This is a genomic window from Corynebacterium sp. Marseille-P4321 (assembly GCF_903645305.1).
Lineage (GTDB): Bacteria > Actinomycetota > Actinomycetes > Mycobacteriales > Mycobacteriaceae > Corynebacterium.
The window spans coordinates 486,570-507,492 of the sequence record NZ_CAHJXO010000001.1 but is presented as its reverse complement, the minus strand read 5'-3'; the positions used below and the strand labels follow the sequence as shown (position 1 = coordinate 507,492).

Here is a 20,923-nt window from a genome sequence, read left to right as displayed (position 1 = left end):
TACGAGAAAGGGCGTGCCCGCCGGACACGCCCTCGTCGTCAAGCAATTGCTCCTTAGAGCATGCAGGACACGCAGCCCTCAATCTCCGTGCCTTCCAGCGCCATCTGACGCAGGCGGATGTAGTACAGCGTCTTGATGCCCTTGCGCCACGCGTAGATCTGGGCCCTGTTGATGTCGCGGGTGGTCACCGAATCCTTGAAGAACAACGTCAGCGACAGGCCCTGGTCGACGTACTTCGTGGCCACAGCGTAGGTATCGATGATCTTCTCGAAGCCGATCTCGTACGCGTCCTGGAAATACTCGATGTTCTCGTTGTCCATGTGCGGCGCCGGGTAGTAAACGCGGCCGATCTTGCCTTCCTTGCGGATCTCAATCTTCGAAGCAATCGGGTGGATCGAGGACGTCGAATTGTTGATGTAGGAAATCGAACCGGTCGGCGGCACAGCCTGCAGGTAACGGTTATAAATGCCGTCGCGCGCAACGTCGGCCTTCAGCTGCGCCCACTCCTCGGCGGTAGGAACCGCGATGTCGTTCGCGTCGAACAGTGCGCGCACCTTCTCCGTCTTCGGCTGGAAATCCGCCGGGTCGTAACGGTCGAAGAACTCCCCTGTCGCGTACTCAGACTCGGCGAAGTCCTCGAATGCCTCGCCCTTCTCCACCGCAATGGCGTGGGACGCGCGGATGGCCTGGTACATCACCGCAGCGAAGTACGCGTTGGTGAAGTCAAGGCCCTCCTCCGAGCCGTATTGGATGTGCTCGCGGCCCAGGTAGCCGTGCAGGTTCATCTGGCCCAGGCCGATCGCGTGGGAAGCGTTATTGCCCTCGCGCACCGGTGGCACCGAGTCGATGGACGTCGAGTCCGCCACAGCCGTGAGGCCACGGATCGCGGTCTCCACCGTGCGGGCGAAATTGTCCGAATCCATCGCCATCGCCACGTTCATCGACCCCAGGTTGCAGGAAATGTCGTGGCCGACGGTGTCATAGGTCAGATCCTCGTTCAGCACAGACGGCGAGTTGACCTGCAGAATCTCCGAGCACAGGTTGGACATGTTGATCCGGCCCGTCTTCACCGGGTTCGCGCGGTTCGCCGTGTCCTCGAACAGGATGTAGGGGTAGCCGGACTCGAACTGGATCTCCGCAATCGTCTGGAAGAACTGGCGCGCCTTGATCTTGGACTTGCGGATGCGCGGGTCCTCCACCATCTCCTCGTACTTCTCCGTAATAGAGATGTCGGCGAACGGCACACCGTAGACGCGCTCCACGTCGTACGGGGAGAACAAGTACATATCGTCGTTGCGCTTCGCCAGCTCGAATGTGATGTCCGGGATGACCACGCCGAGCGAAAGCGTCTTGATGCGGATCTTCTCGTCCGCGTTCTCACGCTTCGTGTCCAAAAAGCGCATGATGTCCGGGTGGTGGGCGTTGAGGTACACCGCTCCCGCGCCCTGGCGCGCGCCGAGCTGGTTGGCGTAGGAGAAAGAGTCCTCGAGCAACTTCATCACGGGGATCACACCGGAGGACTGGTTCTCGATGTGCTTAATCGGCGCACCGGATTCACGGATGTTGGAAAGCAGCAGCGCCACGCCGCCGCCGCGCTTGGACAGCTGCAGCGAGGAGTTAATCGCGCGCCCGATGGACTCCATGTTGTCTTCCACACGCAGCAGGAAGCAGGACACGAGCTCGCCGCGCTGCGCCTTGCCGGCGTTCAAAAACGTCGGGGTGGCTGGCTGGAAGCGGCCGGTCATGATCTCGTCGACCAGTGCGGTGGCCAGATCCTCGTCGCCGCCCGCCAAAAAGAGCGCGGTCATGGACACGCGGTCCTCGAAGCGCTCGAGGTAGCGGCGCCCATCAAACGTCTTCAGCGTGTAGGACGTGTAGTACTTGTACGCGCCGAGGAAGGACTGGAAGCGGAACTTGTAGGAGTAGGCGCGCTTGAACGTGGACTTCACAAAGTCCCAGTCGTACTTCTCAATCGTCTCCGGCTCGTAGTACTTGTTTTCCACCAGGTAGTTCATCTTTTCTTCCAGGTCGTGGAAGTAGACGGTGTTCTGGTTGACGTGCTGGAGGAAGAACTGGTTCGCCGCCTCGCGGTCTTTGTCGAACTGGATCTGCCCGTTGTCGTCGTACAGGTTAAGCAGCGCGTTGAGCGCGTGGTAGTCCAGCTGGTCGTGCTCGTTGACCGGCTCCGGCACGTTTTTACCTAAGGTCTGAGAGGTCACGTTAGCGTCCTTTATATTTGTTCTCGTACTTTTTACGCAGCCGAGCTAGCCGCTCGGCGTTCTCATCAGGGGCTTTTTGCTTCTCGACGTCCCCAGGGTCCAACCCGTCCAACCCTAGCGCTTCCGCATTGGCTATGAGCTGCGAGCGCACCCGCTGCACGTCCTCGGCCGAACCCATCAACTCGAATCGGTACAGGTAGGGCACCTTGCACTTCGCCGCGATGGTTTCCCCCGCCTTGCAATAATCCGCCCCGAAGTTCGAGTTGCCGGCGGCGATCACTCCGCGGATCAGGCCCCGGTTGTGCTCGTTGTTCAGAAATCGGATCACCTGCGGCGGCACCGGCTTGGAGTTCCCGCCGGACACCGACACGCCGCCGCCGTAGGTGGGGCAGACGAGGACGTAGGGCTCGTCGATAAGCAAAGGCTCCTCACTGCGCAACAACGGAATACGCCGCGCCGGCAGACCAACCTTTTCCACGAACCGCTTCGTGTTCTCCGTGGCGGATGAGAAGTAGACCAGCATTGCCTCCCCCTCTACTAAACCCAGCTACCTGCACTCAGCTATTCCCCGTTTTTCGGGGATGAGCTGAGTGCAAACAGCTGGGTTTGAGGGCCTGTCGCTCCGGTTACGCTGCCTTCAGGCCACGGATGCGGTCCGGGCGGAAGCCGGACCAGTGCTCACCGTCGACTTCAACAACCGGGGCCTGCACGTAGCCGAGGGCCATCACGTAATCGCGGGCCTCTTCGTCGATGGAGATGTCCACGGTGGTGAACTCCAGCCCCGCCTTGGTCAGTGCCTTCTCGGTGGCCTTGCACTGCATGCACGCCGGCTTGCTGTAAACGGTGATCGACATATCCTCTGCGCTCTTTCTCTACTCGTCCCCGGTGCCCTGCCCGGTGACCGACTTACATCGGTGTTACACGAGAAGACACTATACCTTGGGGGAAATATCGGCAACCACTACTACATGTAGTAGTTACAACGGTGTTATCCCAGGTAAGGTACAGGAAATTACCTACATGTAGTCCGCATATGGCACTCGACTACAAAGCCGCGGCGCAACATCGGTGTAATTCACCGGAAAAATTCAGATCTGTGGGCGGGCTCAGTCGCCGGCCTGTGGTTTCTCGGCGGCCAGGGTTCGGGCAGCACCGGCCCCGATTGCACAAATCGGGATTTTCGGCCCGAAAACGGCCAAAACTGGACCGAAATCCCGATTTCTGCAACGCCCTCGGTGCCCCCGCATCCTCCCGGGCAGAAGAAAACCCGCCACCGTGGGAGGACAACTCCTCCCGCGGTGACGGGTTTTCCTAAGATGCCGCGCTAGCGACTAGCCCTGGCGGGCCTTGAAGCGCGGATCCTTCTTGTTGATCACGTAGACCTTGCCGTGGCGACGCACAACCTGGGCGCCCGGCTTGTTCTTCAGCGACCGAAGCGACTTGCGGACCTTCATCGGGCGCTCCTTTCTGCTCGGGGTTTACCTGCATAGGCGACACGCGGCCGGTGGCCGGGTCGCGACACGTCGATACATGTTACAGTTTCCCGCCCCCGGGACCAAACCCCCGGTCTTCGCCGCAGCCGAAATACCTGGCGCTAGTGGTAGCGCCGCTCCATTTCGCCAGCCACATCCGCGAGGCTGCGACGCTTCGTCTCCGGGACGAAGACCGCCACGAAACCGGCCGCCAGAATCCCCATCAGTACAAAGATGAGGAACGTTGTCGCAGCAGAAAGCGCGGAAACTAACGGCAAGAAGAATTGCGCCACCGCCCAGTTGGCCACCCACAACGCGAGCCCCGCGAGGCCCATGCCGAGACCGCGCACTTGCGCCGGGACTAGCTCCGAGATAAGCAGCCACGTCGTGGGCGACACCGCCGCCTGCTGCGATGCGATGAACGCCGCCATGCACGCAAGCGCCGCCCAGGCGTAGGCCGGGTCGTTCTCCGCGGCGCGGTAGATCACGGACAGCAGGGTGAGGAAGACGACGTTGAGGACGAGGCCGATGAGCAGCAGCCGTTTGCGGCCCACGCGGTCGATGATCTGCAGGCCCACCCAGCAGGCCACCACGGAAAACACTCCGATGACAATCGAGGTGTAGATGGCGTTCTCCGTGGGCATGCCCACCTGGGACATCATCGTGGGTGCGAAGTAGACGATCGCGTTGACGCCGGTGATCTGCTGCGTCACCCCCAGGGCTGCGGCGATGAGCACAGTGATTTGCAGCCACCGGTTGGCCTTCAATGCCCTCCACTCCTGGCCGCGTGTGCTGCGCAGCTTCGCGTCCTGCGCCCAGGTTGCGTCGAGCTCTTCGCGCGAGACCCCTACCCGGGACGCAACACGTGCGGCGTCGGCGTGTTTCCCGCCGCGGGCGAGCCACAGCGGTGTTTCCGGCAGGAAGCACATCCCCAACGCAAGCGCGACGCCCGGCACCGCGGCGAGCCCCAGCATCCAGCGCCAGCTGCCCGTGCTGGCCAGTGCCGAGTTGACCAGGTAGGCGCACAACTGCCCCACCACGATCATCAGTGTGTTCAGCGAAACGAGCTTGCCGCGGATATTCGACGGCGCCATCTCACTGAGGTACATCGGGGTGACGATGGACACCGCGCCCACCGCGAGACCGAGGAAGAAGCGGGCGGCGGTAAGCGAGCCCGGCGCGCCAGCGAGGGCGCACCACACCGATCCCAGCACGAAGATCGCGCCGCCGACGATGAGGGTGCGCCTGCGCCCCAGCGCGTCCGCCACTGCGCCGCCGGTGAGCGCGCCGATGGCGGCGCCGACGAGCAGCATCGCTGTGACGGTGCCCTCCTGTGCGGGAGTCATATCGAACTCTGGCCCCACGAACAGCAGCGCGCCGCTCATCACGCCCGTGTCGTAGCCGAAAAGAAAACCGCCTAAGGCGGCCACCGCGGCGACGGTGCGGGCGTAGCTGGTGCTGCCCTCGTTGCCGCGTGCGCGTGATTGTGTCATGGCACCTAATATGCCCCCGAACTACGATAAACGCCATGAACACCACGCAGTCCGAGATCATCGATGCCCTAGGAGTCAAGCCCACCATCGACCCCGGCGCGGAGATTGAACGCCGTGTGGACTTCTTAGCGCAGTACCTCGAAGCCACCGGCACGAAGGGGTATGTGCTGGGGATTTCCGGCGGGCAGGACTCCACACTGGCGGGCCGGTTGGCGCAGCTCGCCGTGGAACAGCGCCGTGCGGCTGGCGAAGACGCCGCGTTCGTGGCGGTCCGCCTGCCTCACGGCGTGCAGGCGGACGAAGATGACGCCCAGGCAGCGTTGCAGTTCATCCAGCCCGACGAGACGGTGACAGTAGATATCGAGCCCGCCACCACCGCGATGGCGAACGCGGTGGCTGGGGCGCTTGGGGTAAGCGGCCTGGGGGACTTCAACAAGGGCAACGTCAAGGCCCGGATGCGCATGATCGCGCAGTACGCCATCGCCGGCGAGAGGGGCCTTTTAGTGGTGGGCACCGACCACGCGGCGGAAAATGTCACCGGGTTCTTCACCAAGCACGGCGACGGAGCCGCAGACCTGCTGCCACTGGCGGGTCTGAACAAGCGCCAGGGCGCGGCGCTGCTGGAACACCTCGGGGCCGAACCCCGCCTGTGGGAGAAGGTACCCACCGCGGACCTGGAAGAGGACCGCCCCGCGCTTCCCGACGAAGAGGCGCTCGGCGTCACCTACGCCCACATCGACGATTACCTGGAGGGCAAACCCGTGCCAGACGATGCTGCGCAGCGACTCGAGCACCTTTGGCGCGTGGGCCAGCACAAACGCCACCTGCCACCGGGGCCGGACGAGGCGTGGTGGCGCTAGCGCAGATCGCCAAAGGGGTGCAGTACTGTCGCCCCCGCCCGTGAGGCCGCTGCCGCCTGTTTGCGGTCGAGGGTAATGAACGGACACTCCACCCCTACGGCCTTTAAATGCGCCCACGTTCCCACGTGCAGGGCGTCGAGTGCCTTCACTTCACCACTGACCGCTGTTGCGGCGGCGATTGCTTGATCTTCCACTTTCACGAACGAGAGGGTCGACATCACCGAGCGGAGGCGTTCGCTCAACTGCCCCATCCGATGAGCGAAACGAGCCAGTTCCACTTTGGCGATGGCTGAACTTACGGCCTCTTTCCTTGCCAAGACCCCTCTTGCCCACTCGCCGTACGACTCATTGCCGATCGACGCAATAAGTACCGACGAGTCCACGTAGGCAACAGGCCTCCCCCTATTCATCTCCCTTCCCCTCGTCTACCCGAGAGCTGTCCAGGGCGCGAAGGTCCGCCATCACCCGCTCCAGGCGATCCTCCCCGCGCTCACTCTCGAGCAATTCTTCCAGAGTGAAGTCGAGCTGGATGGGTTCCCAGTCCACCTCAAATGGTTTCCCCCTCTGCTCCAGGAGCCCAAGTTCGTCGAGCCGGTCTAACCCCGTTTTCTGGCTCACCGGATGAATTTCCGCAATCGGCCTTCCCCTATCCGTCACCGTCAATGCAATCCCCTCCTTCATCACCCGGTCAATCACCGCACGCGTCTTCTGGTTCAGCTCACGCATTGAAACCGTGGCGATACCAGCATGATCGGTCAACAATTCGCGAAGCCGTTCTTCAACACCCATGCGACACCTCCCGATGTATTACATGTATTACATCGCAGAGTAGCGGGCCCTCAGATCTCCGTCAACCCCTTACCCCACCACCCGCAGGGTCTCCTCCGCCGCGCGCACGAGCGCCGAGCCGTAGGACGGTCCGTGTGTTTTCGCGTGCACTGCCAGCGGGTGCAGTTGGTGAATGGGGATCCGACGCTCCCAATCCGCGCCTAAGGTCCCGCCGGCGTCCAGGTAGGCGTCGATAATTGCGTGCAAATGCGGCGCCCCGAAAAGTTCGAGCATGGCGATGTCGGTGAGCGGGTGCCCGCCGTGTGCCGCCGGGTCGATGAAACGAGGGCCTGTGGTGGAGAACATGAGGTTGCCCGTCCACAGGTCGCCGTGGATGCGAGCGAGCGGTGCGTCCTCGTCCTCCTCAAGCAACGCCTCGCAGGCGCGACGCACCGTTTCCAGACCGTCTTCGTCCAGGTTGCCGCGCCCCACCGCATCTTCGGCGAACGGCATCACGCGCTGCTGGACGTAGAACTCGGCCCAGCGCCGCCTCGGTTCGCACGCCTGGGGCTGGGTGCCGATGAAGTTCGGGCCCTCCCAACCGTCCGCGGGCGCGCCGAAAGCGACGGCGCCCATCGCGTGGATCGCGGCGAGTTCGCGCCCGGCTTCCTTGGCAGCCTGCGGCGTGGGCCTTGCCGTGTCCACCCGCTCAATGGTCACTGTGTTCGCCGCTTCGTCCAGCGCGAGCACCTTCACCACCGCGTCCGACCCCTCCCCCAGCCAACGCAGGTAGGCAGCCTCCGCGGCCGCGGCGCCTGGCGCGCTTCCGTGTTTGACAAACTCAGCCATGTTTCGCCTCCAAATCCAGTAGGAATGTCTTCGCGCGCGCCCCGCCGGCGTAGTTGCCCACGCTCCCGTCGGTGCGCACCACGCGGTGGCAAGGCACGACGATAGGCAAAGGGTTTCTCGCACACGCCGTGCCTGCGGCGCGCACCGCACGCGGGTTACCGGCGGCCGCCGCTAGCTCCGCGTACGTCGCGGTGCGCCCGTAGGGGATGTCCAAAAGCGCCCGTTGCGCCGCCGCTTGGAATCCGCCAGTTGGCAGGTCCAGCGGCAGGTCAAACCGCATGCGCTCGCCAGCGAAGTATTCGAGCAATTGCTTATCAACGTCGGCGTGGTCGGCCAGCGAAGCCTCGTCGATAAGCAATCGCGAAAACTCCACACGAACCAACCCTGCCGGAGAGCACACGCTGGTCAGGATGCCCAACGGAGTGTCATGGTGCGCAAACGTGAAATCCTCCACCTACCCGAGGGTACGCGGAGGACAAAAATTGGTGGAGCTAACGGGATTCGAACCCGTGACCCCCACACTGCCAGTGTGGTGCGCTACCAACTGCGCCATAGCCCCGTGAGCCAAAAGCGGCGACACGAATATGTAGTTATGAAGTGGAGCTAACGGGATTCGAACCCGTGACCCCCACACTGCCAGTGTGGTGCGCTACCAACTGCGCCATAGCCCCTAAAGCCGGAACCGGCTCGAGGTGTTGCCCCTGTGGACAACTCCGCTCAATATACCGGCCCCAAACTAGCCGACCAAATTACTGGTTGGACAGGGTAGTTACCCACTCTTCGCGGCCGGCGCCGAGGTCCTCGGCGTCCTTGCCGTTGATCAGCACGCGCGGGGTCCACGCGTCGCCCGTCTCGTCCTGCTGGTACTGCAAGTTCTTCTCGCTGATCTCCTGAGCTGTGTCGAGATATTTCTCGTCGCGGATGTCCTGGACAGCGTCCTTGGAAGCACCCCAATCCGAAGCCATGTCTGCCAGGGAATCGGAGTCTTCCTGGTTGAACACCTGCTGCTGGTTGGCGAAGAGGTAGTCGCGCAGGGTGAATGCGGCGTCGTTCTCGCCGTTAGCGATCAGCGCGAGGAAGGCCGCCTGGGACCTGGTGGAGTGGCCCACCACGCCGTGGTCCTGGGTGACCATCGGGCGCAGCTCGACGTTGATATCGCCGGCCTTGAGGGCCTCAATCATCTCGGCGTCTGTGGCCACGTGCAGTTCCGCGCAGTAGGTGCAGGAGAAGTCCTCGAACAGGTCGCCCAGCGGGGCGTCGGCGTTGGAACCGGTCAACTTGATCCTGTCGTCGCCCTCAGTCCACTCGACGGTGATTCCGGACATGTCCACCATGTCCTCCTGTGCCGCCTCGGAACGCTGGGTGCGGCCGTTGGACACGATGAGGCCAATCACCAGCGCCGCGATGGCAAGCACGGCCACGATTGCCCAGATAAAGGCGGTGTTGCCCTTCTTGTTCGGATTCTCCACTTTACGAGTGGTCACTGTGTGCTCCTGTTCGGTAACTAATCAATACGACGTGCATCCGACATCTAATGATGTCACGTTTCACCCTACGGGTAAATCGCGAACTTGCTGTACGGACGCCACATCATAAACGCGGTGACGGCGATGAGGAAAACATCGCGCCAGATAGCGGTGAGAAGCTCACCCGGCTGCGGGTCCGCCTCCGCAGGGTCGAAGCAACCGCAGTCGATGACCAAGCCGCGCGCGTGCGCCGAGTACAGGCCCAGGATGAAGATAAACAGCACCACGAGCGAGACCCCGCCCGCCCAGCGGATCTTGATGCCCAGCAATAGGATGAGGCCACCCGCGAGCTCCAGCGGACCAATAGCTTGCGCGACGAGGTCCGACCAGTAGGGCGTAAAGATCTCGTACGCCTCCACCGTCTTCGTCATGTTGATGTGCGGCTCAAGAATCTTCTGCACGCCGGAATAGATCCACATGAACGCCAGCCCGAAGCGGGCCAACGCCGACGCGATATCCAAGGCCAAAGTTGCCGTGCTACGAGGCGCCGGGTGTGCCGCGGCGCCTTCCACGTCATCCCCGCGATCCTGTGCCAAAACAGCTGTAGATGAGCTCACGGATTCGACCCTAGCGCACCCGCGCCCACGCGAGAACCCGGCGCGACCCCCCGGCGCGCCCCAGCGGTGTTGGAACACTCGCCCCTGGCACTTAAGCCCCCTAGGAGCCGAGCACCTCGGAGACCAACTGGACCGCCTCCTCCTGCACCTGCTTGAGGTGGTCTTCACCCTTGAAGGATTCCGCGTAAATCTTGTACTTGTCCTCGGTGCCCGACGGACGAGCCGCGAACCAGGCGTTTTCGGTGGTCACCTTCAGCCCGCCGATGGCCGCGCCGTTGCCGGGCGCCTCCGTGAGCTTCGCTGTGATCGGCTCGCCCGCCAACTCCTCGGCCGTTACCTGCTCCGGCGACATGGCCTTCAGCTTGGCCTTCTCCTCGCGACCCGCCGGGGCGTCGATGCGCGCGTAGGCAGGTGCGCCGTACTCCGCCTCCAACTCGGCGTAGCGCTTAGACGGGGTCTTGCCGGTCACTGCGGTGATCTCCGCGGCGAGCAGGTCCATGATCAGCCCGTCCTTGTCCGTGGACCACACGGTTCCGTCTTTCCGCAGGAAAGACGCGCCGGCGGATTCCTCGCCGCCGAAGCCGATGGAACCGTCGATAAGCCCCGGCACGAACCACTTGAAGCCCACCGGAACCTCAACCAGCTCGCGGCCGAGCGACGCGACCACCCGGTCGATCATGGAAGACGACACGAGCGTCTTACCCACCGCGATGCCATCGGCCCAGCCTTCGCGGTGGCTGAAGAGGTACTCGATGGCCACAGCAAGGTAGTGGTTCGGGTTCATAAGCCCCGCGTCCGGGGTGACAATGCCGTGGCGGTCCGCGTCCGCGTCATTGCCCGTCGCAAGATCAAACTTGTCGCGGCCCTGCACGAGCGAGGCCATAGCGGACGGCGAGGAGCAGTCCATGCGGATCTTGCCGTCCGTATCCAGCGTCATGAACCGCCAGGTGGCGTCCACGTGCGGGTTGACCACCGTCATGTTCAGCCCGTAGCGCTGCGCGATCTCGCCCCAGTAGTCCACCGAAGCACCGCCCATCGGGTCTGCGCCGATGTGCAGGCCGGAAGCCTTGATGGCGTCCATGTCCACGACATTGACTAGGTCCGCAACGTACGTCTCCTTGAAGTCGTAGCGCCCGGCGCGCTCGTCCAGCACGCCGGTGACCGGAGTGCGGCGAACGCCTTCGAGGCCCGCGGCGATGTATTCGTTGGCCCGCGCGGCGATCCAGTCGGTCGCGTCGGCTCCGGCCGGGCCACCGGACGGAGGGTTGTACTTGAAGCCGCCGTCGCGCGGCGGGTTGTGCGAAGGGGTGACCACAATACCGTCGGCGCGCTTCGGATCCGTGCCCGTCACCCCGCCCGCTAGCGCCGCGTTGTGGCGCAGGATGGCGTGCGAAACCGCCGGTGTGGGGGTGTAGCGCCCCGCCGCGTCGACAAGCACCTGCACCTCGTTGGCGATGAGCACCTCCAGCGCCGACAACATCGCCGGCTCCGAAAGTGCATGGGTATCGCGGCCGATGTAGACGGGCCCGCCGATGGCGTTTTCGCGGCGGTAATCCACAATCGCCTGCGTGGTGGCCAAAATGTGTGCCTCGTTAAACGCGTTGTCCAGGCTGGATCCGCGGTGCCCGGAGGTGCCGAAGACGACCTGCTGGTCCGGGTTTTCTGGGTCGATCTCACGCGTGTAGTAGGCGGATACGACCTCCGCGATATCAATGAGGTCCTCGTCGCGGGCTGGTTGCCCTGCACGATCGTGCGCCATGGGGGTGCTCCTTCGGTGTCGTGGTGTGGGTGTTCAAGCTGTTTGCCGCGCCTGCAGCATTCGTACCCACAGGCGTTCCTACACCCTCCATCTTTACCCGTTTGGGTGCATCCCGCGAGGGCGGTTCGCATATCTTGCAATCAATGGGCTAATATGCACCAACATTATCCGTGGCGACTGGTCGCACCTTCGATTCGACAGAGGAAGACACCATGGCAGCAACACTCAACGACATCCTGAGCGCCATCTCCGGCTTCGTGTGGGGCCCGTTCCTACTCATCCCGCTGCTGTTGGGCACCGGCTTGTTCCTCACCATCCGCCTAGGCGGCATCCAGTTCCGCACCCTGGGGCGTTCCGTGCGCCACGCGTTTGTGGACAAAAACGAGGAGGGCGCCGGCGACATCTCCAACTACCAGGCGCTGACCACCGCGCTCGCCGCAACTGTGGGTACCGGCAACATCGTCGGCGTGGCCACCGCAATCTCCATCGGCGGGCCCGGCGCGCTGTTCTGGATCTGGGTGACCGGCATCGTGGGCATGGCGTCGAAGTACTCCGAGGCCTACCTGGGTGTGCGCTTCCGCACCACCGACGCCAAAGGCAAACAAGCCGGCGGGCCCCAGGTGTATCTCAAACGGGCGCTCCCCGGCCGCTGGGGTGTCCTCCTCGCCGGCGCATTCACGCTGTTCACCATCTTCGCGTCCTTCGGCATCGGCAACCTGGCCCAAGGCAACTCCATCGCCGCCGGCCTGGGCGACGCGTTCGGGGTCGACCCGACCGTTTCCGGCATCATCATCTTCTTCTGCGTCGGCGCGGCAGTGCTCGGCGGCATTGAGGGCGTAGGCAAGATCACCGCGGCGTTCGTGCCGCTGATGATCGTCATTTACGTCACCGGCGGCATGGTCGCACTCGTCATGATGGCCGACCGCGTGCCCGCCGCCATCAGCACGATCTTCACCGACGCGTTCACCGGCACCGCCGCCACGGGCGGCTTCGTGGGCTCCGGCATCATGCTGGCCATTCAGTTCGGTGTTGCCCGCGGGATCTTCTCCAACGAGTCCGGCATGGGTTCCGCCGCCATCGCCGCCGCGGCCGCAAAGACACAGCACCCCGTGCGCCAAGCCCTGGTGTCCATGACGCAGACGTTCATCGACACCATCATCGTTGTCACCATCACCGGCCTTGTCATTGTCACCGCCGGCACCTGGGACATGGGCCGCGACGAGGCTGCGATCATGACCGCGAGCGCGTTCAGCCAGGCCCTGCCGGGCGAGTCGGGTAACCTCATCGTCTCCGTGTCCCTGGTGTTCTTCGCGTTCTCCACCATCCTCGGCTGGTCGTACTACGGGGAGCGCGCCACCATCGCGCTGTTCGGCGAGTGGGCGTCGGTGCCGTACCGCATGATCTTCACGGTGATGGCGTTCGTTGGTGCAGTGGCGCACCTGGAACTCGCCTGGACGTTCTCCGACCTCTCCAACGGCCTGATGGCTATCCCGAACCTGATCGGCCTACTCATCTTGTCTTCGTTGGTGGCCAACGAGACGCGCGAGTACCTCAAGTTCGACCCGCTGTTGAAGAAGTCGCCCGATGAGGTCGCGGCCTTCGTCGAGCGTCAGCAGATGGACTGGAAGTAACCCGCCTGCTCGCTACACTGCCTACCCGTGAACGTTGACGCTTCTTCCCCATTTCAAACTGGGTTGCTTGTCGGTCTCGGCGCGGGCGTGGGCGCGGTGGCGCGCACGGCCGTGCTGGCGTTAGCCATCCCGGGTTCGTCGCAGGAGGTCATGCTCATCGCGGCGGTGAACGTGCTGGGCTGCCTGCTTATGGGTTTGCTTTCCCCCGGAGCGTTTCTTGGCACGGGGGTTCTCGGCGGCTTCACCACGTTTTCTGCCGTGACGTTGGCTGCGGTGCGCGGCTCGGCCGCGTTCGCCGTCGCCTACGTGCTTGGCATGTTCGTGCTGTGCGTGGGCGCATGGTGGGTGGGCGACCGGTTGAGGGGGCAGCATGCTTAACGACGCTTCCGTGTCCCACCCCCTCACCATTGTCACCGTCGTCTTCGTCGGCGGGTTCCTCGGCGGCCTGACCCGCTGGGCGCTCACCCGGGCGCTCCCGCGGCGCACCGCCACGTGGGCCGCGAACATGATCGGGGCGAGCGTGGCCGGCTTCGCGGTGACGCTGCCAGAGTTCTGGCAAGTGGCGGTTACGGCCGGGTTCGCTGGCGCCGTATCCACGTTCTCCACGCTGGCGAAGGAACTCGGCGAGCTGCTCAACGCGCGCCGGTGGGCTGATGCCGCGAAGTATTTTGCGGCAACCGCCTTCTTCGGTGCAGCCGCCGCGGGCTTCGGCATGATCTGGGGCTACCCGGCCTAACGCGCGGCTCTCTTAAGGGTGCCGGCTATTCCGCGATCGCGTCGAGCGGCGGCGTCTTCGCCGCCCGCTGCGCCGGCCAGATCGCGGCGACAAGCCCCATCAACACCGAACCGAGCAGCATTGTGGCCACAAGGTTCCACGGGATGACAATGGTGTGCAGGCCCTGGCTTTCCAGCACGGTGAGAAACGCCCACCCCAGGCCCAGGCCCACCATCACACCGAGTACCGCGCCGAAGACGGACATCTGCACCGACTCGAGGAACACCATCGTGCGCACCTGGCCGCGGCGGGCTCCCACGGCACGCAGCATGCCGATCTCTTGGCGCCGCTCAATCACCGACAGTGTCAGCGTGTTCACAATGCCTAACAGCGCCACCACGACAGCAAGGGAGAGCAGCGCGTAGAGGATAAACAGCATCTGATCGATCAGTGCGCCAACCTCGCCCACCATGTCTTCCGTGGAGCGCACCTGCACCACAATGTCGGAGCGCACCTCTTCTTCCAGGCTGGCGCGCAACTCCTCGTCGCTCACCGAGCCGTCGTTGTTCACGCCCACCATGAGGATGGTCCATGCGCCGGACGGGGCGACCTTGGCCACGGCTTCGTCGGAAAGCACGAAGTTCTGCAAAATGTTGGAGCCCTCGAACAAGCCCGCGACCGTGACATCCACCACCTGCGGCGACATACCCGGCGCCGCGACCTCGACGGTGTCGCCGATTTGCCAGCCGCGCTCCGCGGCGATGTCCACCGGTGCGATGAGCGTGTCGCCCTCCAGGCTAGTGGTGCCGTCCACCACGTCCAACGCCACCAGGTCCGCAGGGTCGCCGCGCAGCACGTCTGTCACGCCCACGGGTCCGACTTGGTAGCCGTACTCGCCGTCCACCGTCACCGGGGCCTGGGTGTAGCTGACCACCTTGTCCACGCCGGGCACCTCCGCGGCGCGCTCCGGGATGTCCTGCGGCACGGGGAACGAGCCAACCTCCGGGCCGGTGAGGACAAAATCAGCGCTTACCTCGCTGTCCGCGATGTCGTCCACCGAGCGCTTCATCGACGCCCCGAGCATGCCGATCACCGTAACCAGCGCAATGCCGAGCATGAGCGCGAACGCGGTGGTGGCGGTGCGCCGCGGGTTACGCTGCGTATTTGTGGACGCGAGCTTGCCTATCGCCCCGAACGGCGCACCAACCGCACGTCCCAGCGGCGGCACCACCGGCAAACTCATCGCCGGCCCCGCGAGGAATACACCCGCGATCACCGCGAACGCCGCCACGCCCACCAGCGCGGCGCGTCGACCGGTGGCGCCGTCCGTCCATGCCATGCCCGCCAGTGCCGCGACGATGCCCGCGGCGATGACCACCGCACCCACCACTGTGCGCCCCTTCAACGGCTGCGGCGTGGATGCTTCGCTCGAGCGCATCGCCTCCACCGGGCGTACCTGCCCCGCCCGCCGAGCAGGCGCGAGCGCCGAAAGTACCGTCACGAGCGTGCCCACCACAAGCGGCACCGCAACCGCACCGGCGGACAACCCCAACCCCGTCGCTGGCAGCGCCATCCCGTTCGCGCTCATCACCACGCGAATCAACGTCACCATGCCCATGCCAGCCACCACGCCAATGGCAGAACCGATGAGCCCGACAACCAGCGATTCCAACGACACCGACCGCGTGATCTGCCCACGCGAAGCCCCGAGCGCACGCAGCAGTGCGAACTCCTTCGTGCGCTGCGCTACGATCATGGAGAAAGTGTTCGCGATGAGGAAGGTACCCACGAGCAGCCCCACCAGCCCAAACGCGATGAGGAAGTAGCTGACGAAGCTCAGCGCGTCGCGGATCTGTTCCGAGGTCTCCGCGGCCAGCGCCTGGCCTGTCTCCACACGAAGTTCAGGGAATTGCGCATGCAGCTTATCGACGAGTTCCTGGTCACCCACCCCGTCTACCGCATCAACCGTCACCGCGGGCAACGTGGTCCCGTCGGTGTAGTAGTCCACGTACGTCTCTTCACCCATTGCAAAGCGCAGCGACGTTTCCTGTACGAGCTCGTCCTCGTAGAACCCCACCACGGTGTACGGGTGGCGGCCGTCCTTGTCCACGGCGATGAGCTTCTCGCCGAGGCGAATGCCGTAACGCTCTGCGCCGTTGCCATTGACCAGCACCTCCCCCACGCGAGCGGGGGCGGAACCCTCGATGATGTCGAAGGTGTGCCCCGCGGCCTCGTCTTCCGGGTAGTAGAGGCCAGCCCGCGAGGTACCCATCTGCGTCTGGATGGCAACCTCATCTTCGGTTGCCGCAACGATCGGCAGCTCGGCGAACAGGTTCACCCGCTCAACATCGGGATTGCCCTTGATGCCGTCCACCACGTCTCTTGGGAGCGAACGTTCATCTTCTGCTGGCCGCACCACAGCATCGACGTCGTCGAGCACTGTGCCCACCGCGGAATCAAAGGTATTGGACAGCATGTTGGTGAACATGAGCGCCCCGGAAAGGAACGCGGTGCCAAGAACTACCGCGAGCACGGTGAGCGCGAGACGAAGCTTGTGTGCAGCGATGTTGCGCAGCGAGACCTTCTGCAGTGTGGAGCCCATCTAGCCCTCCATGCGGGACATCACGCTTAGGATCGCGTCCATCTCCGGGTCACGCATTTCGTCGACGATGTTGCCGTCGCGCAAGAAAATGACCCTGTCCGCGTAGGACGCGGCACGGGCGTCGTGGGTGACTATAACGACAGTTTGGTCGTCTTGGTCGACCGCGGTGCGCAGAATGCTTAAGACCTCACGAGAGGAATTGGAGTCCAGGTTCCCCGTCGGCTCGTCGCCGAAGATAATCTCGGGGCGCGACACCAGAGCCCGGGCACAGGCAACGCGCTGCTGCTGCCCACCAGAGAGTTCCGCAGGGCGGTGCCGCAAGCGGTTGGTCAGGCCAAGTCTGTCGGTGACCTCATCGAACCATTGTTTGTCGATTCTCCCGCCGGCAATGTCGGTGGGAAGCGTGATGTTCTCCGCTGCATTGAGTGTGGGCACGAGGTTAAACGACTGGAAGATGAACCCGAGCCGGTCCCTGCGAAGCGCGGTGATTTCCTTGTCGTCTAATTGCGAGAGATCAGTTTCGCCGATGTAGGCCGAGCCTGACGTCGCGGAATCGAGGCCGGCCATGACGTGCATGAGCGTGGACTTCCCGGAGCCGGAGGGGCCCATGATCGCGGTGAACTCGTTGCGGTTGAAATCGACGTTCACCCCATCGAGCGCGACAACCTGGGTGTCTTCCTCCCCGTACGTCTTCACTAGGTCCACGGCCCTTGCTGCGGGTGTGTTCATCGCCGGCGTCAGCTCCCTTCCGCTAAACGGATACTCCCCGATCTTCGAAGTTCTTCGTGTGACTATACGCAGGAAGACGACACGCAGTTTGAACTACCTGAATCCCTCGCATCAGACCGCAACCCTCGGAGAACGAGCGGGCATACCCGCAAAACGAAATTCGGCAAATAGCTTCCGAAATGTGTCACCGGGCGTGATGTCCAAGCCCTCCGGCCTTGTGACCTGGGGGTTTAGCATCTCCGTCGGGGTGCTATGCGCGGTGTTTTTCGGAAAGTATTTTCCAGGGTATGAGAAAACGCCCACCGGTGTGGTGGGCGTTTTCGTGTTTTGAAGTTGTTGGGTCGGCGGTAACCTACTCTCCCACTCCCTCCCGGGAGCAGTACCATCGGCGCGGGCGGGCTTAGCTTCCGGGTTCGGAATGGGACCGGGCGTTTCCCCGCCGCCATCAACCACCGACACACTTATTGGGGCAATGAGTGTGCCACGCGTTGGGCGTAACTGTTCATTTATGTTTGTGGCCACCCCGCGTTGGGGTGGGTGTGTTGTGTCAGATACTGCACAGTGGACGCGAACACGACTGGTTCTCTTTGTTTTGCGTGTTTTGTTGTTGGTGTTTTGCAACACTTCTTTGTTGGTGTTGGTTGTCAATCGGTGTATTAGTACCGGTCGTCTCAGCACCTTACGGTGGGTACAACTCCGGCCTATCAACCCAGTAGTCTGCTGGGAACCTCAATCGAAACCTCATCTTAAAACAGGCTTCCCGCTTAGATGCTTTCAGCGGTTATCCCTTCCGCACGTAGCCAACCAGCGATGCCCCTGGCGGAACAACTGGCACACTAGAGGTACGTCCGTCCCGGTCCTCTCGTACTAGGGACAGCCTTCTTCAAGTTTCACACGCGCGCGGCGGATAGAGACCGAACTGTCTCACGACGTTCTGAACCCAGCTCGCGTGCCGCTTTAATGGGCGAACAGCCCAACCCTTGGGACCTACTCCAGCCCCAGGATGCGACGAGCCGACATCGAGGTGCCAAACCATCCCGTCGATATGGACTCTTGGGGAAGATCAGCCTGTTATCCCCGGGGTACCTTTTATCCGTTGAGCGACACCACATCCACAAGTAGGTGCCGGATCACTAGTCCCGACTTTCGTCCCTGCTCGACTTGTAAGTCTCACAGTCAAGCTCCCTTGTGCACTTACACTCTACACACCTGATTGCCAACCAGGCTGAGGGAACCTTTGGGCGCCTCCGTTACATTTTGGGAGGCAACCGCCCCAGTTAAACTACCCACCAGGCACTGTCCCCAACCCAGATCATGGGCCAAGGTTAGATATCCACTACGGTCAGAGTGGTATTTCAACAACGACTCCACAACCACTAGCGTGGCCGCTTCATAGTCTCCCACCTATCCTACACAAACCGCACCGAATGCCAATACCAAGCTATAGTGAAGGTCCCGGGGTCTTTTCGTCCTGCCGCGCGTAACGAGCATCTTTACTCGTAATGCAATTTCACCGGGCCTGTGGTTGAGACAGCAGAGGAGTCGTTACGCCATTCGTGCAGGTCGGAACTTACCCGACAAGGAATTTCGCTACCTTAGGATGGTTATAGTTACCACCGCCGTTTACTGGGGCTTAAATTCTCCGCTTCGGACAAAAAATGTCCTAACAGGTCCTCTTAACCTTCCAGCACCGGGCAGGCGTCAGTCCGTATACATCAACTTAACCGTCTTCGCACGGACCTGTGTTTTTGATAAACAGTCGCTCCCCTCTCTTCTCTGCGACCCACACCAGCTACCACACGATACGTGTGTCACCAGTGCAGGTCCCCCTTCTCCCGAAGTTACGGGGGCATTTTGCCGAATTCCTTAACCACAGTTCACCCGAGCGCCTTAGTATTCTCTACCTGACTACCTGTGTCGGTTTCGGGTACGGGCCGTACATGCACATCGCTAGAGGCTTTTCTCGGCAGTACAGGATCACCAACTTCACCCAAAAGGGCTTACGCATCACGCCTCACACTATTGACACCCGCATTTGACCATGGTGTCGTGCCACACGCTTGCACCGCAATCCAATAAGCGGCATTGGCTACCAACCTGCGTCACCCCATCACTTTGCTACAACAGATCAGGCCCCACGCATCACCACCAACCACACAACCAAAGGTCGTGTTTGGCCGGCGGGTCAGGGTGGTTAGTATCACCGCTTCGCAATTTGTCGCGCACACACGGGTACGGGAATATCAACCCGTTGACCATCGACTACGCCTGTCGGCCTCGCCTTAGGACCCGACTCACCCTGGGAAGACGAACTTGACCCAGGAACCCTTAGTCATCCGGCGGGCAAGATTCTCACTTGCCATTCGTTACTCATGCCTGCATTCTCACTCGCATGCAGTCCACCGCTCCTTACGATACGGCTTCACCCCACACACGACGCTCCCCTACCCAACACAAAACAAGTGTTGCCGCGGCTTCGGCGGTGTGCTTGAGCCCCACTGAATTGTCGGCGCAGAACCACTCGACCAGTGAGCTATTACGCACTCTTTCAAGGATGGCTGCTTCTAAGCCAACCTCCTGGCTGTCTTCGCGATCCCACATCCTTTTCCACTTAGCACACCCTTAGGGGCCTTAACCGGCGATCTGGGCTGTTTCCCTCTCGACTATGAAGCTTATCCCCCACAGTCTCACTGCAATGCAACACTATAACCGGCATTCGGAGTTTGGCTGACGTCGCTAAGATGATAGTCCCGCTCAACCAACCAGTAGCTCTACCTCCGGCAAGCTCACATCACGCTGCACCTAAATGCATTTCGGGGAGAACCAGCTATCACGGAGTTTGATTGGCCTTTCACCCCTACCCACAACTCATCCCCTCAGTTTTCAACCTAAGTGGGTTCGCGCCTCCACAACCTCTTACAGCTGCTTCACACTGGCCATGGGTAGATCACCCCGCTTCGGGTCCAGGACATGCCACTAAAAAAACACCCCATTAGGATTCGCTTTCGCTACGACTACCCCACATACGGGTTAACCTCGCGACATGCCGCTGACTCGCAGGCTCATTCTGCAAAAGGCACGCCATCACACCACAAAACGGTGCTCTGACGGATTGTAAGCGCATGGTTTCAGGAACTCTTTCACTCCCCTCCCGGGGTACTTTTCACCATTCCCTCACGGTACTATCCACTATCGGTCACACTGAGTATTCAGGCTTACCGGGTGGTCCCGGCAGATTCACAGCAGATTCCACGAGCCCGCTGCTACTCGGGGATTACGGGTAACACATCTTGCGGTGCCTACACGTACGGGGCTCATCACCCACTCCGGCGTGCCATCCCAGACACTTCCGCTCACACCGCAACACATGCGCACAGCTGGTAGACCATACACACCCGCACCCCACAACACCGCATGCGCAACCCCTACCAAGTATCACACACACACGGTTTAGCCATCATCCGCTTTCGCTCGCCACTACACACGGAATCACAATTGTTTTCTTCTCCTGCGGGTACTGAGATGTTTCACTTCCCCGCGTACACCCCCACACCGGCTATGTATTCACCAGCAGGTAACCGCACACAACCACGGCTAGGTTTCCCCATTCGGACACCCTCGGATCAACGCTTTGTTGACAACTCCCCGAGGCTTAACGCAGTCTCACACGTCCTTCATCGGCTCAGCATGCCAAGGCATCCACCATACGCCCGTAACAAAACAACCATCACAGACAAAAACAG

General features: G+C 62.3%; 18 protein-coding genes, 2 tRNA genes and 2 rRNA genes. 4 read left to right on the top strand and 18 right to left on the bottom strand.

Annotation, left to right across the window (positions count from 1 at the left end; translation table 11 throughout):
• Positions 1–53 precede the first annotated feature (53 nt).
• From nrdE to HWX32_RS02110, 5 genes are all read right to left on the bottom strand, one after another.
• Positions 54–2,219, bottom strand: coding sequence for a class 1b ribonucleoside-diphosphate reductase subunit alpha (gene nrdE, locus HWX32_RS02130; protein WP_175934545.1), 2,166 nt, complete (start codon positions 2,217–2,219; stop codon positions 54–56).
• 1 nt (position 2,220) lies between these two features.
• Positions 2,221–2,742, bottom strand: a complete 522-nt coding sequence (nrdI, locus tag HWX32_RS02125; protein ID WP_175934544.1) for a class Ib ribonucleoside-diphosphate reductase assembly flavoprotein NrdI — start codon at positions 2,740–2,742, stop codon at positions 2,221–2,223.
• Positions 2,743–2,845: 103 nt separating this feature from the next.
• Positions 2,846–3,073: a glutaredoxin-like protein NrdH gene (gene nrdH, locus HWX32_RS02120; protein WP_075466344.1), complete on the bottom strand. Its 228-nt coding sequence runs from the start codon at positions 3,071–3,073 to the stop codon at positions 2,846–2,848.
• A 477-nt stretch (positions 3,074–3,550) separates the two neighbouring features.
• The gene (ykgO, locus tag HWX32_RS02115; protein ID WP_005288826.1) at positions 3,551–3,673 is read right to left on the bottom strand and encodes a type B 50S ribosomal protein L36; all 123 of its coding nucleotides are present in this window, start codon (positions 3,671–3,673) and stop codon (positions 3,551–3,553) included.
• A gap of 140 nt (positions 3,674–3,813) precedes the next feature.
• Positions 3,814–5,184, bottom strand: coding sequence for a sugar porter family MFS transporter (locus tag HWX32_RS02110; RefSeq protein ID WP_175934543.1), 1,371 nt, complete (start codon positions 5,182–5,184; stop codon positions 3,814–3,816).
• A 35-nt stretch (positions 5,185–5,219) separates the two neighbouring features.
• On the opposite strand from HWX32_RS02110, the gene nadE reads away from it, so the two are divergent.
• Positions 5,220–6,044 carry an ammonia-dependent NAD(+) synthetase gene (gene nadE, locus HWX32_RS02105; RefSeq protein WP_175934542.1) on the top strand — a complete coding sequence of 275 codons (825 nt, stop codon included), beginning with the start codon at positions 5,220–5,222 and terminating at the stop codon, positions 6,042–6,044.
• Here nadE and HWX32_RS02100 read toward each other — a convergent pair.
• From HWX32_RS02100 to pgm, 9 genes are all read right to left on the bottom strand, one after another.
• Complete coding sequence (locus tag HWX32_RS02100) at positions 6,041–6,454, bottom strand: PIN domain-containing protein (RefSeq protein ID WP_254868222.1); 414 nt, start codon at positions 6,452–6,454, stop codon at positions 6,041–6,043. The genes nadE and HWX32_RS02100 overlap by 4 nt on opposite strands.
• Positions 6,447–6,833 (bottom strand): type II toxin-antitoxin system Phd/YefM family antitoxin, encoded by a 387-nt coding sequence (locus HWX32_RS02095; protein ID WP_175934540.1) that lies wholly within the window; start codon positions 6,831–6,833, stop codon positions 6,447–6,449. Before HWX32_RS02095 ends, HWX32_RS02100 begins: the two co-directional genes overlap by 8 nt.
• A 69-nt stretch (positions 6,834–6,902) precedes the next feature.
• A complete protein-coding gene (locus HWX32_RS02090; protein WP_175934539.1) occupies positions 6,903–7,661 on the bottom strand; it encodes a fructosamine kinase family protein in 759 nt (252 codons plus the stop codon).
• Positions 7,654–8,115, bottom strand: coding sequence for a methylated-DNA--[protein]-cysteine S-methyltransferase (locus HWX32_RS02085; protein WP_175934538.1), 462 nt, complete (start codon positions 8,113–8,115; stop codon positions 7,654–7,656). Before HWX32_RS02085 ends, HWX32_RS02090 begins: the two co-directional genes overlap by 8 nt.
• Positions 8,116–8,144: 29 nt before the next feature.
• Positions 8,145–8,220 (bottom strand) — tRNA-Ala (locus HWX32_RS02080).
• Positions 8,221–8,259: 39 nt separating this feature from the next.
• A tRNA-Ala gene (locus HWX32_RS02075) sits at positions 8,260–8,332 on the bottom strand.
• 78 nt (positions 8,333–8,410) lie between these two features.
• Positions 8,411–9,145 carry a thioredoxin domain-containing protein gene (locus HWX32_RS02070; protein WP_175934537.1) on the bottom strand — a complete coding sequence of 245 codons (735 nt, stop codon included), beginning with the start codon at positions 9,143–9,145 and terminating at the stop codon, positions 8,411–8,413.
• A 68-nt stretch (positions 9,146–9,213) separates the two neighbouring features.
• Complete coding sequence (locus tag HWX32_RS02065; RefSeq protein WP_175934536.1) at positions 9,214–9,654, bottom strand: MauE/DoxX family redox-associated membrane protein; 441 nt, start codon at positions 9,652–9,654, stop codon at positions 9,214–9,216.
• Between the two features lie 190 nt (positions 9,655–9,844).
• Positions 9,845–11,503, bottom strand: coding sequence for a phosphoglucomutase (alpha-D-glucose-1,6-bisphosphate-dependent) (gene pgm / locus HWX32_RS02060; RefSeq protein WP_175934535.1), 1,659 nt, complete (start codon positions 11,501–11,503; stop codon positions 9,845–9,847).
• Between the two features lie 212 nt (positions 11,504–11,715).
• Between pgm and HWX32_RS02055 the strand changes: the two genes are divergently transcribed.
• From HWX32_RS02055 to HWX32_RS02045, 3 genes are read left to right on the top strand one after another with little or no spacing between them, the layout of a single operon-like run.
• Complete coding sequence (locus HWX32_RS02055; protein ID WP_175934534.1) at positions 11,716–13,134, top strand: sodium:alanine symporter family protein; 1,419 nt, start codon at positions 11,716–11,718, stop codon at positions 13,132–13,134.
• Between the two features lie 27 nt (positions 13,135–13,161).
• On the top strand, positions 13,162–13,512 hold the full coding sequence (locus HWX32_RS02050; protein ID WP_175934533.1) for a CrcB family protein: 351 nt from the start codon (positions 13,162–13,164) through the stop codon (positions 13,510–13,512).
• Positions 13,505–13,870 (top strand): CrcB family protein, encoded by a 366-nt coding sequence (locus HWX32_RS02045; RefSeq protein WP_175934532.1) that lies wholly within the window; start codon positions 13,505–13,507, stop codon positions 13,868–13,870. Before HWX32_RS02050 ends, HWX32_RS02045 begins: the two co-directional genes overlap by 8 nt.
• A 25-nt stretch (positions 13,871–13,895) precedes the next feature.
• Here HWX32_RS02045 and HWX32_RS02040 read toward each other — a convergent pair whose 3' ends face one another.
• The 4 genes from HWX32_RS02040 to HWX32_RS02025 all read right to left on the bottom strand — a co-directional run bounded on the left by HWX32_RS02040 (position 13,896) and on the right by HWX32_RS02025 (position 20,906).
• Positions 13,896–16,451: an ABC transporter permease gene (locus HWX32_RS02040; RefSeq protein WP_175934531.1), complete on the bottom strand. Its 2,556-nt coding sequence runs from the start codon at positions 16,449–16,451 to the stop codon at positions 13,896–13,898.
• Positions 16,452–17,180, bottom strand: a complete 729-nt coding sequence (locus HWX32_RS02035) for an ABC transporter ATP-binding protein (protein ID WP_175934530.1) — start codon at positions 17,178–17,180, stop codon at positions 16,452–16,454.
• A gap of 339 nt (positions 17,181–17,519) precedes the next feature.
• Positions 17,520–17,637: ribosomal RNA gene (rrf, locus tag HWX32_RS02030) — 5S ribosomal RNA — on the bottom strand.
• A 180-nt stretch (positions 17,638–17,817) separates the two neighbouring features.
• Positions 17,818–20,906: ribosomal RNA gene (locus HWX32_RS02025) — 23S ribosomal RNA — on the bottom strand.
• Positions 20,907–20,923: the final 17 nt, after the last annotated feature.